Annotated in this window: 14 protein-coding genes and 1 other annotated feature; all 14 genes read right to left on the reverse strand. The window is 47.0% G+C overall.

Features of this window, described 5'->3' with window-relative positions; translation table 11 throughout:
* Positions 1–611: 611 nt before the first annotated feature.
* The 14 genes from E0698_RS21285 to E0698_RS21350 all read right to left on the reverse strand — a co-directional run bounded on the left by E0698_RS21285 (position 612) and on the right by E0698_RS21350 (position 13,434).
* Positions 612–2,201, reverse strand: a complete 1,590-nt coding sequence (locus tag E0698_RS21285) for a LysM peptidoglycan-binding domain-containing protein (RefSeq protein WP_192512844.1) — start codon at positions 2,199–2,201, stop codon at positions 612–614.
* A 161-nt stretch (positions 2,202–2,362) separates the two neighbouring features.
* Positions 2,363–3,247 (reverse strand): branched-chain-amino-acid transaminase, encoded by an 885-nt coding sequence (gene ilvE / locus E0698_RS21290; RefSeq protein WP_149094823.1) that lies wholly within the window; start codon positions 3,245–3,247, stop codon positions 2,363–2,365.
* Between the two features lie 18 nt (positions 3,248–3,265).
* Positions 3,266–4,165, reverse strand: coding sequence for a prephenate dehydratase (gene pheA / locus E0698_RS21295; protein ID WP_192512845.1), 900 nt, complete (start codon positions 4,163–4,165; stop codon positions 3,266–3,268).
* On the reverse strand, positions 4,162–5,130 hold the full coding sequence (thrB, locus tag E0698_RS21300) for a homoserine kinase (RefSeq protein ID WP_192512846.1): 969 nt from the start codon (positions 5,128–5,130) through the stop codon (positions 4,162–4,164). The genes pheA and thrB overlap by 4 nt, the downstream gene beginning before the upstream one ends.
* A gap of 27 nt (positions 5,131–5,157) precedes the next feature.
* Positions 5,158–6,444: a homoserine dehydrogenase gene (locus E0698_RS21305; protein ID WP_192512847.1), complete on the reverse strand. Its 1,287-nt coding sequence runs from the start codon at positions 6,442–6,444 to the stop codon at positions 5,158–5,160.
* A 45-nt stretch (positions 6,445–6,489) separates the two neighbouring features.
* Positions 6,490–6,927, reverse strand: a complete 438-nt coding sequence (locus tag E0698_RS21310) for an ACT domain-containing protein (protein WP_007431685.1) — start codon at positions 6,925–6,927, stop codon at positions 6,490–6,492.
* Between the two features lie 158 nt (positions 6,928–7,085).
* Positions 7,086–8,396, reverse strand: coding sequence for a GTPase ObgE (gene obgE / locus E0698_RS21315; protein WP_192512848.1), 1,311 nt, complete (start codon positions 8,394–8,396; stop codon positions 7,086–7,088).
* 13 nt (positions 8,397–8,409) lie between these two features.
* Positions 8,410–9,147 (reverse strand): Spo0B domain-containing protein, encoded by a 738-nt coding sequence (locus E0698_RS21320; RefSeq protein ID WP_134913041.1) that lies wholly within the window; start codon positions 9,145–9,147, stop codon positions 8,410–8,412.
* Positions 9,148–9,294: 147 nt separating this feature from the next.
* Entirely contained in the window at positions 9,295–9,612 is a 318-nt protein-coding gene (gene rpmA, locus E0698_RS21325) for a 50S ribosomal protein L27 (protein WP_014277581.1), read from the reverse strand.
* Positions 9,613–9,617: 5 nt separating this feature from the next.
* A complete protein-coding gene (locus E0698_RS21330) occupies positions 9,618–9,956 on the reverse strand; it encodes a ribosomal-processing cysteine protease Prp (RefSeq protein WP_025682922.1) in 339 nt (112 codons plus the stop codon).
* A 13-nt stretch (positions 9,957–9,969) separates the two neighbouring features.
* Complete coding sequence (gene rplU, locus E0698_RS21335) at positions 9,970–10,281, reverse strand: 50S ribosomal protein L21 (RefSeq protein ID WP_014277583.1); 312 nt, start codon at positions 10,279–10,281, stop codon at positions 9,970–9,972.
* Positions 10,282–10,294: 13 nt separating this feature from the next.
* Positions 10,295–10,382: a sequence feature (ribosomal protein L21 leader region), on the reverse strand.
* A 96-nt stretch (positions 10,383–10,478) separates the two neighbouring features.
* Positions 10,479–11,663: an Rne/Rng family ribonuclease gene (locus E0698_RS21340; RefSeq protein ID WP_149094818.1), complete on the reverse strand. Its 1,185-nt coding sequence runs from the start codon at positions 11,661–11,663 to the stop codon at positions 10,479–10,481.
* Between the two features lie 60 nt (positions 11,664–11,723).
* Positions 11,724–12,602 (reverse strand): M50 family metallopeptidase, encoded by an 879-nt coding sequence (locus tag E0698_RS21345; protein WP_149094817.1) that lies wholly within the window; start codon positions 12,600–12,602, stop codon positions 11,724–11,726.
* Positions 12,595–13,434, reverse strand: coding sequence for a M23 family metallopeptidase (locus E0698_RS21350; RefSeq protein WP_192512849.1), 840 nt, complete (start codon positions 13,432–13,434; stop codon positions 12,595–12,597). Before E0698_RS21350 ends, E0698_RS21345 begins: the two co-directional genes overlap by 8 nt.
* Between the last annotated feature and the right edge of the window lie 310 nt (positions 13,435–13,744).

The following is a 13,744-nucleotide window of genomic DNA, read 5'->3' on the forward strand; positions in this document are numbered from 1 at the left end:
TGTATTAGGCACGCCGCCAGCGTTCGTCCTGAGCCAGGATCAAACTCTCCATTAAAGACCAACCGAAGTTGGTATATAGAAAGAGCGATATGCTCATTTTGAAACTGACGAGATAAAATATCTCTTTTACACTCCGATTTCATACAACCTTGCGGTATGCACCGAAATCTTCGCAGTTGATTTTGCGAACAAAATCATTTACTCACTCGTTGTTCAGTTTTCAAAGATCAAACCTACATGATGTCTTGCTTTCGCCTTACTTCGTTTCACCACCGCATCTCAGCGGCGACTTAAATAATATATCATGTTTTCCAAAGCTTTGCAACACTTTTTTTCAAGAGAATTTTTTAAACATTTTCATTCTGCTTTGTGTTGCTAACCATCTCAGAAAAGACAGCTATAAGAATATATCATATTATGCTTATACTTAGCAACACCTTTTTTAAATTGGTTTCCTGTACCCAAATTCGCTTGCTGCTAATCGAAAAAAAGACCGTCATTCCGTTTCTAAGGAATAACAGTCTCTCTATTTTATCATTTCACTCTTTTAGGTTAATCATAGGCTGATTTCCCCTTCATAAAGGTTATCTCTACTTTTAAATTCCCTTTTGTCAGTCCTTAATCCAGGGATTTCTGCGAGAGTGGGAACTGCTGGTCGAAGAATGGGAAGCTGCCGCTACCGTCTTGCGGGACTTTTGATTTTTAGCAGTACCATTTTTACCCGAAACCTTGACTTTGGATGTCTCTTCTTTGGCCGTACTGCCCGAGGTGTCTTTTCCCTTGCCTTTACGCACGTTGCTATCTTTATGCTTGGCAGAAGCAGAATTAGCTTCGTTTTGGGTTCCGATATTCAGACTTTTTCCATCTCCCTGCGTTCCCGAGAATGCTGGTACTGACTCCACATTCCCCTCCCGGCAACCACAGTCAGGCAAAAACATATAAGGGGTGGTATATCCCTCTAAAGGATACACAGGTGCATTCTCATGGGCGAACGAATGATGCGGTAGATTCGCCGACTGTTGTCCTTGTAGCTGGCTATAGTCGGATATATACCCACCTGTAGGTAGACCGTGTTGAGGTGGTCCCCATTCATGTCCCCACTGACTACCTTGGACTGCGCTCTCAGGATGCTGCGGGTAACCTTGATGGATAAATGGAGGATAGACAGGATAGGATGCATTCTCAGCCGCTTCATAGCTTGGATGATACCCCGGGGATGTGCAGTCCGGATAAACAGGATATGGTGTCGGTTGGACATTTATAGGCGCTGTTTGTACAGATCCCCAACTCCATGGGTGTTCACAGTCATGCTGATATCCCTGGTTAGGGGCTACGGAAGAAGACCATTGCTCTACAAAGGAAGTATTTACTGGAGCATTCTCCCATGGCTGGGCAGCCCCGATGCCCGGGTACCATGAGTTTGGTCCCGTACTTGCTGGTGAGTTGTAATCATGCGTCGGCTGTTGTACTGACCATTGGGAATTGGTCGCTACTGATTCCGAGTTCGTGCAACCGCAAAATTTTTCAGCTACAGGCTTTAGCTCAACATTTGCAGGCAACTGGGGCTTGGGCTGAACCGGTTGGTAAGCTACAGGTTGAGGTGGAGCAGGATTCACAGGTGCCACAGGCATAGGTACCTCGGGTAGCTTTAATTCGGGAAGCTTGGGAGGATTCACGGTTTCATTAGGCTGCGTCCACTGCTCGTTAGGCTTAGGCACGTTTTCCATATTCGGCTGAGTTAGTTGCTCTTTTGGTTGAGTGAGTTGTTGTTTGTTTGACGGCTCTGCTGGTGACTCGTGCTTTGGTTGCATCATCTCTTGTTTGACTCCGGTATTTTTTTTGTCTGTAGCAGGACTGGATGATTCCCCTTTGTATTGAGGAATATTGACGGTTTCTCCGACCAGTAGAGCGTTCGGGTTTTTAAGTTGGGAATTGGCATCAATAATTAGCTTGAGCGGGACTCCCCATGCCTTGGACAACTTCCACAACGAATCACCCTGCTTGACTTTGTGCTGATAAACCGTTGATGGCTGTTCTTGCATCGCAACAGGGTCTGCCGGAATTTTGATTTTCTCGCCGATACTTAACTGATTCGGGTCAGCCAATTGGGGATTGGCCGCAATCACTTTTTCGAGTGACACATTATATTTCTGGGCAAGCAAGTACAGTGTGTCGCCTTTCTTGACGATGTGTATTTTCACAGGTCACAAACCTCCTAGACATTCGTTCGGGCAGGATAGGTAAACGCCCGGCTTCTGTTATTACATCCTATGCACTTCCCGGGCGAATGACCCCATACAAACAAAAAAATCCTCTCAACCGGATTCCCTTGCGGGCATCCAGTCAAAAGGATCCACTATTTTTAGTCCTGCCACACTTTATAACCGTCTTGATCCACGATCTTGCGGAACTCGGCCAATAGCTCCAAAGTCACCGGACCCGCAACGCCGGAACCAATCGTACGACCATCTACTTCATAAGCAGCAATAACTTCTGCTGCAGTTCCCGTAAAGAACACCTCATCAGCGACATACACATCATGCAGCGTAAAAGGCTGTTCCTTGAGCGCATAACCAAGCTCGGCGCACAAGTCGATAATAGCATTGCGCGTGATACCCTCAAGCGCTCCCAGATAGCAAGGCGGCGTATACAACACTCCGTTTTTGACGATAAAAATGTTGTCTGCGGAACCTTCCGTCACATAGCCTTGGGAATTTAGCATAATAGCCTCCCCCACACCAGCATAGTTAGACTGGATTTTCACCAGGATGTTGTTGAGGTAATTCAACGATTTGATTTTCGGATTCAAAGCATCTGGAATGTTGCGACGCTGAGAGACGGAAATCGTCTTAAGCCCGGTCAGATAAGCTTCCTCGGGGTAGATGGCGAGTTGCTCCACGATAATGATAATACTTGCTTTCGGACAGCGAAGAGGATCAAGCCCAAGATTTCCAGCACCACGCGATACAACCAGACGAATGTATCCATTACGCATCTCGTTAAGACGGATCGTTTCCGCCATCGCTTCCAGCATTTCATCAGGAGACAGCGGAATGTTTAACTGAATTGATTTTGCAGAATCGTACAGACGGTCCAAGTGCTCTTTGCATTTAAAAATATTACCATTGTAAATGCGAATGCCTTCAAATATCCCGTCCCCGTACAAAAACCCATGATCATATACCGAAACCTTTGCATTTTCCTTAGTTACATGCTGTCCATCTAGATAAATCCATTGCTCTGCCATTAAGAACTGCACCTCCGATTATTGTTCTTCTAAAATAGGTTCGATCGCTGCTTCAACATACTTGTAGCTTGGATAGGAACCAAGGATACGCACATGACATCCCAAAGCCTCAATCTCTGCAAATGCTGCGGGAAGCAGGACGGAATCCAGAGATTCCAAAATTTCAATGTAAAAATAGTAGTTCCCCAGTTGCTTTTTGGTCGGGCGCGATTCAATCCGTGACAGATTCAACCTGCGCCACGCAAATGCAGATAATACCTGATGCAACGCCCCTGGAAAATCCTGCGGTGGTGTCACCAAAATACTGGTCCGTTGACCTTCAGGTTTACGCGGGAGGCTGATAGGCTGATGGCCGATCAGGACAAAGCGGGTAAAGTTATTATCGTGATCCGTCACCTTGCTGGCCAAAATATCCAATCCGTGCTTGGAAGCCGCAAGCTTGGTTCCCAAAGCAGTCCAGCCTTTGCCCGGGTTATGTTTAACAATTTCGACGGCTTCCGCCGTACTTCCTGCACTCTCCAGCTCAGCCTGAGCAGCCGTAGTCTGTATGAACTCCTTACACTGGGGAATCGCCACGGGATGAGACATAATTTTGACCACTTTGCTCAAATCCAGCTCGCCCCGGTCATTGGTAAATTCATTGCGATATCCAATGAGGTTTTGAATAGAAGGGTACACCCATTCCGCCTGCATCTGAATGTTCACTTCATGTACAAGCCAATCCATATGCAGACTTACAGAGCCATCAATTGTATTCTCAATCGGAATTACACTGTAGTCAGCCTTTCCCTTGTCCACAGCCTGAAATACATCTGCTATATACTTATAAAACAGCAATTCATAGGGCGTATCCCCTATCAGATAACGAATCGCTTCATGGGAAACGGTCCCCTCCGGAAGAAGTGCAATTCGTTTCATATCGTAATTTCCCCTTTAATCATGTCCATAAAAGGAATCTCTTTCTCATCAGTATATACTTTAACGCCTTCGCTCTCTGGGCGCAATTTTAAAATAGATGCAGTGATTCCTTCCTTGCTCATCGTTTCGGTTAAATACTGTTCCAGTTCCGCTCTCCGATTCTCCCGGCGATCCGCCAATGCCAACAATGTCGGTCCGGCTCCGCTAAGAGCCACCCCCAAAGCACCATAATGATGTGCATCCTGCAAAATCTCTGCCATACCCGGCACAAGAGCCGCCCGATAAGGCTGGTGAAGCCGATCCTGCATCGCCTCGGCGATCAAATCGGTTCGGCCTGATGCCAATGCCGCTACGAGCATCGAAGCATGGCTCACATTGTATACGGCATCTTTCAAGGATACATGCGCGGGTAGAACCTCTCTGGCCTTGGAGGTAGACAATTGGTAATCCGGAATGATTACCAGAACCTCCAGATTTGCATCCGGCTCAAGCCGTAAATGCTTGGCATGTTTGCCATCCCACATCGCTGTAATAATGCCGCCAAACAAGGAGGCTCCCACATTGTCAGGATGCTTTTCAATAGCACTTGCCATGTCAAACAACTTGGAGTCTGACAAAGGTGAGCCAATCAGCGTATTTGCAGCCACAAGCGCACCCACAATGGCTGAAGCACTACTACCTAAACCGCGGGTAAGTGGAATATCCGAATACATCGAAATATCCAGTTCAGGAACTGATACCCCGGCCTCCCGAAAAACCATTTGTGCTACTTTATAAATCAGATTCGTTTTATCCTGGGAAATACCGTTCATTTCATCCCCGTATAAATGGAAAGCCGTCTGTCCGGCCTCTTTCAATTCAACCCATGCATACAAGGACAACGCCATGCCCAGTGTATCAAAACCGGGGCCTAAATTGGCGGTACTTGCAGGCACACGCACTCTTGCAGTTTTCAAAACGGTCATACAGACAATTCCCCCTGCTTTTTTGAACTATCCCTCTACCCGATACACACTCTTGATACCGCGAATGACATCCAGAGATTCAAAATGCTCCAGAACCTTTTTCATACTTGCCTTACTGGCCAAATGGGTTACGATAATAATTTCAGCATCTGGATTGACCTCATTTGGTTGCTGCACCACAGATGCCAGACTGACGTCGAATTCAGCAAATACCTGTGTGATCTGCGCCAATACTCCGGCCTTATCATCTACATGCAGAAGTACGAAGTTTTTGAAATACACGTCCTCGTCACTGCTGATTTTTTTAGGGTTATAAGGTACGATGGCCTTAAGCCCATTCACGCCGAGCTTGAGGTTCTTCACTACAGCCACCAGATCGGCCACAACCGATGTAGCTGTTGGCATTTCTCCTGCACCCGCACCGTAGAACATGGTTTCACCCACGGCTTCACCGTGTACATAAACTGCGTTGAATACCCCGTTCACCGAGGCCAAAGGATGCTGCTTGCGTACCATCGTCGGCTGAACATTGATCGTAAATTCATCACCCTGACGCTCCGCAATGCCAAGCAGCTTCATTTCATAGCCCAGTGTTTTGGCAAAAGCGATATCTTCACTGGATACCTTTGTAATACCAGTAACGCTTACGTCCTTAAGCTCTACATCCGAACGGAAGCCGAGCGTACCGAGGATAGCCATTTTACGGGCAGCATCCAGTCCCTCCACGTCTGAAGTCGGATCAGATTCCGCGTATCCAAGCTCCTGCGCTTCCTTGAGAACTTCCTCGTAAGAAGCCCCCTCCTGACTCATTTTGGTTAAAATGAAATTGGTTGTACCGTTCACAATCCCCATAATGCGAGTAATGCGATCGGAGGAGAAGCCTTCAATCAGCGTACGAATAATCGGAATACCGCCCGCTACACTTGCTTCATAAAAAATATCACACTGCTTTTCCTGCGCCTTCGCCAGTACTTCAGAGCCGTGCAGAGCCATTAAGTCCTTGTTCGCTGTTACGATATGCTTGCCGCGCTCCAGCGCTTCCAGAATGTACTTCTTCGTCTGATCCACGCCACCCATGACTTCGATAATAACATCAATCTCTGGATCACGGATGACCTCCCACGGGTCCTCTGTAAGCTTGGCGGGATCGACTTCAATGGAACGATATTTCTCTATATTTTTAACAGCTATTTTTTCAATAATGATCGGCGAACCGACTTGTCTGCTCAAATCTTCTTGATTTCCTTCCACGATTCGAACGACTCCCGTTCCTACCGTTCCTAATCCTAACAATCCTACTTTGACCGGTTTCATCCATTCCCCTCCTGCTAACTTATATCTAATGAGCTTTATAGCTCTTTAACCTTGCCCGATCAGGCGAACGCGCTTCACACCGGAGATGGTTTCCAGGCCCTCCAGCAGAACCCCAAGCTCTTCACTAAGTCTGGACATTTCTACCGAAATGACTACGTTAGCTCTGCCTTGCAGCGGAATGCTCTGCTGGATCGTTAGCACATTGCCTCCGTAATCTGCCACCCTGCCAAGTACTCTGGACAGCATGCCGGATTGATGCTCCAAATCAATGGAGATATTGACAATTCGCTCACGCTCCAGTTGGTTTACCAAATGAATGCCATCCTTATATTTATAAAAGGCGCTTCGACTTAGCCCGACTTGCTCCACGGCGTCATGCACGGTTTTAACATCTCCCGAAGCAAGCAGCAGCTTAACCTGGATCGTCTTAACGATAGCTTCAGGCAAAATATCTTCCCGTACCAAGTAATAGCGCTCTTTCACGAACGTCCTCTCCTCAAAGACTTATGTTTTTATATAGAGGACATTATATCGAAACTCCTGACAATCGGCAAGCTAACGGTACAAAAAAACGGCTACTGCCGTCTATAGAGTATCCTATAGCGTAGTAACCGTCCATACTTCAGACAAGTATTTCATTTTTAGTAATAGCTGCTGCCTTCCACGAATTCAAACTCGAAATCGGCAATGCGTACAGGCGTTCCATCAACAGCACCACGCTTGCGCAGCTCAGCATCCACACCCATGTGGCGCAATGTTCTTGCTAACTTTAAAATCGCATCGTGCGAATTCAGCTGCATACGCTTCATCATGCGCTCGATTTTGACACTGTGCACCACGAATGTATCGTTTTCACGTACAATGGTGAAACCTTCATCCTCTGCCTTATCCAGCTTAAACACCTTACGTTCATTCACTTCCGCTACTTCCTCAACAACTGGCTCGTCCGGTATTTGATCCAACAGATCAGCAGCCCGATAGAGCAGTTCCTTTACGCCTTGACGTGTCAACGAGGAAATGGGCATAATTTCGAGATCTGGACGAACAGAAGCGATTTGTTCCTTGAATTGAGCCAGATTTTCTTCCGATTCCGGCATATCCATTTTATTCGCCGCCACAATTTGTGGACGCTCGGCTAATGCCGCGTTATATTGCTTTAATTCGTCGTTAATTTTAGTCCAATCTTCAAACGGATCACGACCCTCAGAGCCCGCCATATCCACGACGTGGATAATGATACGTGTCCGTTCAATGTGCCGCAGGAATTCATGTCCCAGTCCTATGCCTTCATGAGCTCCTTCAATCAATCCAGGCAGATCGGCCATAACAAAGTTACGATGGTCGCCTACATCCACAACACCCAAATTAGGCGTAATCGTTGTAAAATGGTAGGCACCAATCTTCGGTTTTGCGGAAGATACTACCGACAGCAATGTGGACTTCCCTACGCTAGGAAAACCAACCAGGCCTACGTCAGCCATTACTTTAAGCTCAAGGGTAATATAACGTTCCTGTCCCTCTCCGCCGTTCTCAGCCAGCTCAGGCGCTGGATTGTTTGGTGTGGCAAAACGGATATTTCCGCGCCCCCCACGTCCGCCTTTGGCCACAATGACCTGCTGACCATGACGTGTCATATCTGCCACTACTTCACCCGTATCATCATCCACGATGACTGTACCCGGAGGTATGCGTACGATCATATGATCCGCATTGGCTCCATGCTGGCTTTTGTTGCGGCCTTTTTCTCCACGTTTAGCTTTAAAATGCCGCTGGTACCGAAAATCCATTAGGGTACGCAAGCCTTCATCGACGCGGAAGATCACGTCTCCACCGTTACCTCCGTCACCGCCACCAGGGCCGCCTTCAGGAACGTATTTCTCACGGCGAAACGCAATCAGCCCGTCTCCACCGTCGCCGCCCTTAACAAAAATCTTCGCTTTATCTACAAACATGGTTACACCTTCCTTATGTCTGACACTGCATCCGAATTTGAAGCATTTCTCCCGTAGGAAGCTTCTCTGTTCGAATGCGTTCACTTCCGTGTCCGGATCTGACCTGCTTTAACAAATTCAAATCAGCAGGTACGTCACTGCCTTCAAACCGGACGATAACATCATTCTCATCCATACCGAAATAAAGTGTTAATCTGCGCACTTCTCCCCAGGACGACCGGCCCCCGCCATATTGATACGCACGTACCGTTTCTATGACGGCCGAGGCAAGCGACTCGCCGTCTTCGGGAGACATGACAGCGTCCAACTTTAAGTGCTCCTCAACCTGAACCGACAACTGTAAATTTCCGGCGTTCACGCGAAAAGACTGCAAATAAAACACCAGCGAGGGAATACCCAGCTTGGATATTTTACTGTCCTCTGCTACCCGCCCTTTTATTGTTTCCACATAAGCAGCCGATTTATCATGCTTATTCATACGAATATAGCCATAAAGCACCTGCAAGTCATTCATCCAGTCATGCCGGTGATGATTGAGAGCTGCGATAGCTGTACGCTCCAAAGAACGCAAAGCAGCTTTCCGCTCAGCTTCAACCCGTCTCTGTATATACCACATGCTAAAACAGGCGGCAATAACAGACCACACGGCTAATATGATAATCGTTAGTGCTGCAGGATAGAGCAGTGAAAAAACCAAAGGAATCAGAATGGAACCCAACGCCAGATGAGGCGCTCTTATCCGCTGGAACATAGCTTCTCTCCGTTCTGCGATAATTAAAATGGATTAATAAAGAACCTTAATCCAGTATAGCACAGACTGACTTTCCAGTTCATTACCATCATACAAAAAAGCCTCCGACAAAATTGCCGGAGGCTTTTCAGCGTGTCTAAGCCGCTATTAAGCTTCTACAGTAGCTGCTACTGGAGCAACGTCGATCGGGTAGATGCTCACCTTTTTGCGATCACGGCCCCAACGTTCGAACTTCACAACGCCGTCCACTTTCGCGAACAGAGTGTCGTCCTTACCGATGCCCACGTTCGTGCCCGGGTGAATTTTCGTTCCGCGTTGACGAACCAGGATGCTACCGCCGGTAACTGCTTGACCGTCAGCACGTTTCACGCCAAGACGTTTCGATTGACTGTCACGTCCGTTTTTTGTGGAACCCACACCTTTTTTCGATGCGAATAATTGAAGATCCAATGTCAATTTCAACATGATGTCTACCTCCTTCTTTGTTTATTTTCTATTTGAATATACTTACCGTATGATTCAGCAATGCTTGTCAGCATAATTACCATGGATTCCAGCAACAGTTGTACCTGTGCGTTCGCCTCATGATGAATTTCAGGGGGAAGATACGCGCTCAAAAAGCCGTTTTCCATTTCCGATTCCATATCAACGTTTGTAAGAGCTCCAATCGAATTGACCGTGCCTACAGTTACCGCTGATACGCCAGCACATACGATATCCTCGCCAGATTTGGCGTAATTCGCATGACCTTTAATGGAAAATCCCTGTATGCTGCCATCCTCCAGTCGTGTAATACGCACGATAATCACTTATCGCACCCTCTTACGCTTGGATTTTTCCAATCGTCACTTTCGTGTACGGTTGACGATGACCTTGCTTCACATGGTAGTTCTTTTTAGGTTTGTATTTGTATACAATGACCTTTTGGCCTTGACCATGTTTCTCAACTGTAGCTGTTACAGTAGCTCCGGAAAGAAGCGGTGTACCTGTAGTCAAGCCATTGTCGCTAGATACTGCCAGAACACGGTTGAACGTTACAGTTTCACCATCGGTAGCTTCCAACTTCTCGATGAACAATACATCGCCCTCTTGAACTTTGTATTGCTTACCACCTGTTTCAATAATTGCGTACATTTGCTTGCACCTCCTTATGTCTCAGACTCGCCTAATCGCAGGTGACAACTTCCCTGAGGATGCTGTACTTCAGTACCTGATTGGAGCGGTTACAGCATGTGCAGCCAATCTTACGCATGACACATACTAAAAGATTGTAGCATAAGCTTCGTCCACATTCAACCTCTAGTTTAAAATGATTTTGGAAACGCAGTGCCTTATAAAATCGTCTTTTCCTCGCGTACCTTTTTTCGAGTCATCTCCAGAAGTCCTAGCCGTGTCCAGCCAACGACATATGATTTGGTTCGGTCTTTTTTCAGCCTAGACTCCAGCACAGAGGACACTTCACGTCGGTTCTCCTCTTGTTCCATGTCAATAAAATCAATAATGATAATGCCCCCGATATCACGCACACGCACCAGTCGGGCAATCTCTTCAGCCGCTTCGACGTTAGTCCGAGTCACCGTCTCTTCCAGATTGCTACCCCCCGTAAATTTCCCTGTGTTCACATCAATGACGGTTAGTGCCTCAGTATGGTCAATGACGATATATCCGCCGCCCTGGAGCCATACTTTTCGCGCAAAATCACGTTCCAGTTGCTCATGGATGCCATAGGCTTTAAATATGGTCTCTTCTGCACCACGAAATATGCTCACATGAGCCTTCTCCGGACTGATCTGACGCAGTAATATTTCCGCTTCCTTGGCCTGCTCCTCACTGTCAATAACCAGCTCATCCTGCTCCGGTGTAAACACATCCCGAATCAGACGCTGTACAATGCTCAAATCCCGGTGCAGCTCACATGGAGCCGAGTGTTCAGCAGCTTTACACTGAATGACTTCCCATTGCTGACGCAACTGGTTCAGGTCATTTTCAATCGCTTCTCTGCTCATTTCCTCCGAAACTGTACGGATAATGACTCCTTCTTCACCTGTTCGAAGCTGCTCTCCCATCGCTTTCAGACGAGCCCGTTCCCCCTCACGCTCGATCTTTTTGGATACAGCCACATAATCGGCGCGAGGCATGTATACGATCCAGCGACCCGGAAGTGAAAAATGAGTGGTTACTCTGGCCCCTTTGCTACCCACGGCCTCTTTCAACACCTGCACTACAATTTCCTGCCCCACCTTCAACAGCTCGGAAATGGAGGGCTTTACCTCAGGTTGCTTGTCCAAATGGGCGTGAAGTACGTCATCCACATATAAAAAGGCATTCTTTCGCTGTCCAATGTCAACAAAGGCGGCTTGCATTCCCGGCAGTACATTGACGACTCTGGCTTTGAAAAAGGAACCAAGAATTCCCCGCTTTCGCGGCAATTCAGCTGCATATTCTACCAATCGTCCCTCTTCCAGCAGTGCCATTTGGGTCATCTGCTGCTGGCATTGTACAATCATTTGCTTCATGGTTTTTCAACCTCTCTGGATACAGCCTCTTTCCTCAACTCATAAAAAACTGCTACTTTTCTATTTAGGTTTGGATTTTCCTCCATCCGGCGGGCGCGCTGCAAAATAAGAGCGAATAAGGCGTTGCTCTGGCAATACCGCTACAATCCGTCCCTGCTCATTCATGACATAAACCATATGGTATCGGTCCCTTTTGAAAAGACGCAAAACAGGCTCCAAATGTTTCATAGGCAAGGATACAATTGGCAAGGCAATACTTCCCTTAGCTGCCTCCCGGTAAAAGAGCTCGTCCCTTCCCAGCAAAAAACGTATAAAACGATAAGGGATATTCCGATAATCCACAATATTAGAATAAAGCAAAAAAATCCCTACCGCCAGCAGATTTAAATGCACAGGTCCATTTTGCCTTAATAACGGCGAAATACCATAGATACAAAATAGCAGGCTGGTCACGATGCTAGCTCGAAAAGTCCAAACAAGAGTACGGTGATACGGGATGGATAAGCTCATCAGCGCCTGCATTATTTTTCCGCCGTCCAGTGGTAAAATCGGGAGCAGATTAAACAGTGCAATGACCGCATTTCCCTGAATCATATAATTTATATATTCATGCTCCCCCCCGCTCACATTTCTCAGCAATAGAAGGATGACAATCATAATTCCGTTTTGCAGAGGGCCAGCCAGCGCAATGACAATCTCCTTCCACGCGTTGAGCTTTCCCTGATCGTCAATGACGGCCACTCCTCCAAAGGGTAGCATCTGTATGGTCAGCACCCGCGCCCCCAACAACGTGGCTGCTGTTGCATGCCCCAATTCATGAATGAACACCAGCGTAAACAAAGTCATGATCTCGATAAAATGTCCTGTCAACACAGAGGTTAGCATCACCAGTACAAACAGTGGATGCAGAGACAAAGTCACGCCCCGGACATTAATCAAGGGCTACCACTTCCGCCGGATCAATATACTGACTTCCTCTCTGCACCGCAAAAAACAGAGTCGCTGCCTCACTGCCACTATGGCCTGCTGGTAGCACACCGACCTCGTCCCCCTCCTGGACCCAATCGTTCACCTTTAAGGTAGAGCGGGATAGACGTCCGTACGTTACCGTGATACCGCCAGTGTGACGAATCGTAATTGTAATTCCACTTTCTGGGTGATTGAATATGTCCAGCACACGTCCAGCATCTATACTTTTGACAGCGATTGCCCCATTACCAGCAGCTTTGGGTGCAATTTCCACTCCTTTGAGGCTTAGCGCAAATGGCTGTGTTATATTCCCTTGAATTGGCGGAGTGCCCTTGCGGACTGCGTTCACCTTGTGTGTTTCAGGCTCCTCTCCAAAGATCGGTAAAAAGGATGGGGTCCCATCAAAATAAGTTTCATACCATTGTCCGGCGGCTGCAAAATCCATATCCTTATTTAAGGCATCCGCGATAAACATTCTCAAATTGACCGCATAGGGAACATCCCAGCGAAATAATCCCCACACCAGTCCAAACAGCACAGTAGCAAACACAGACCTGCGCCAAAAAGAAACCCAAAAAGACGGACCCCGGTTCTCCCCAAAAGATTGCTGCCAGCGTTGTCGTTCATTTTTCCATTCGGTTTCCGGGTCTCTGGGCCGGATCACTGCTGGCACCGGCTTCATTTCCCTGTTCCCGTGCCTGTCCTGATGCATGCCTGAGAAATATTCTTCAGCTTTGTTTCTCGCGATCAGCTGCTGTATGCGTTCTTCTCTGCGCTGCTTGATTCCGGAGTTTTTATTCATCCTGTTTCAGCCCCCCAGCGAGGTATGTTTGGTACATCTTATGAGGACGGGCTTCAACTTATGTTGTTCGGTTCGGGATTACGTATCTGAAAATGAAAAAAACCGGCGCAAGCGCACCGGATGTGATTGAATATATAGCAGCTATGTAGTGAGCCTTATATTAAGAACTAGGAATTATAGAAGTTAAAAAGACAAGCCAAAAACACTTAAATAAGTTTATTACTTATTTAAGTGTTCGTAATTAAGATGAAAGGACTAAGAAGTTTTAAAAAAGCATGCAATTCTTCGTACGTATCTTTCCTCTACATCC

The organism is Paenibacillus sp. 23TSA30-6 (assembly GCF_014858585.1).
Lineage (GTDB): Bacteria > Bacillota > Bacilli > Paenibacillales > Paenibacillaceae > Paenibacillus.

Bases quoted from the DNA above. Each gene is read 5' to 3' on its own strand.
- ilvE (WP_149094823.1), bottom strand. From the start codon at position 3,247: ATGGCAGAGCAATGGATTTATCTAGATGGACAGCATGTAACTAAGGAA.
- pheA (WP_192512845.1), bottom strand. From the start codon at position 4,165: ATGAAACGAATTGCACTTCTTCCGGAGGGGACCGTTTCCCATGAAGCG.
- thrB (WP_192512846.1), bottom strand. From the start codon at position 5,130: ATGACCGTTTTGAAAACTGCAAGAGTGCGTGTGCCTGCAAGTACCGCC.
- E0698_RS21305 (WP_192512847.1), bottom strand. From the start codon at position 6,444: ATGAAACCGGTCAAAGTAGGATTGTTAGGATTAGGAACGGTAGGAACG.
- obgE (WP_192512848.1), bottom strand. From the start codon at position 8,396: ATGTTTGTAGATAAAGCGAAGATTTTTGTTAAGGGCGGCGACGGTGGA.
- E0698_RS21320 (WP_134913041.1), bottom strand. From the start codon at position 9,147: ATGTTCCAGCGGATAAGAGCGCCTCATCTGGCGTTGGGTTCCATTCTG.
- rpmA (WP_014277581.1), bottom strand. From the start codon at position 9,612: ATGTTGAAATTGACATTGGATCTTCAATTATTCGCATCGAAAAAAGGT.
- rplU (WP_014277583.1), bottom strand. From the start codon at position 10,281: ATGTACGCAATTATTGAAACAGGTGGTAAGCAATACAAAGTTCAAGAG.
- E0698_RS21340 (WP_149094818.1), bottom strand. From the start codon at position 11,663: ATGAAGCAAATGATTGTACAATGCCAGCAGCAGATGACCCAAATGGCA.
- E0698_RS21350 (WP_192512849.1), bottom strand. From the start codon at position 13,434: ATGAATAAAAACTCCGGAATCAAGCAGCGCAGAGAAGAACGCATACAG.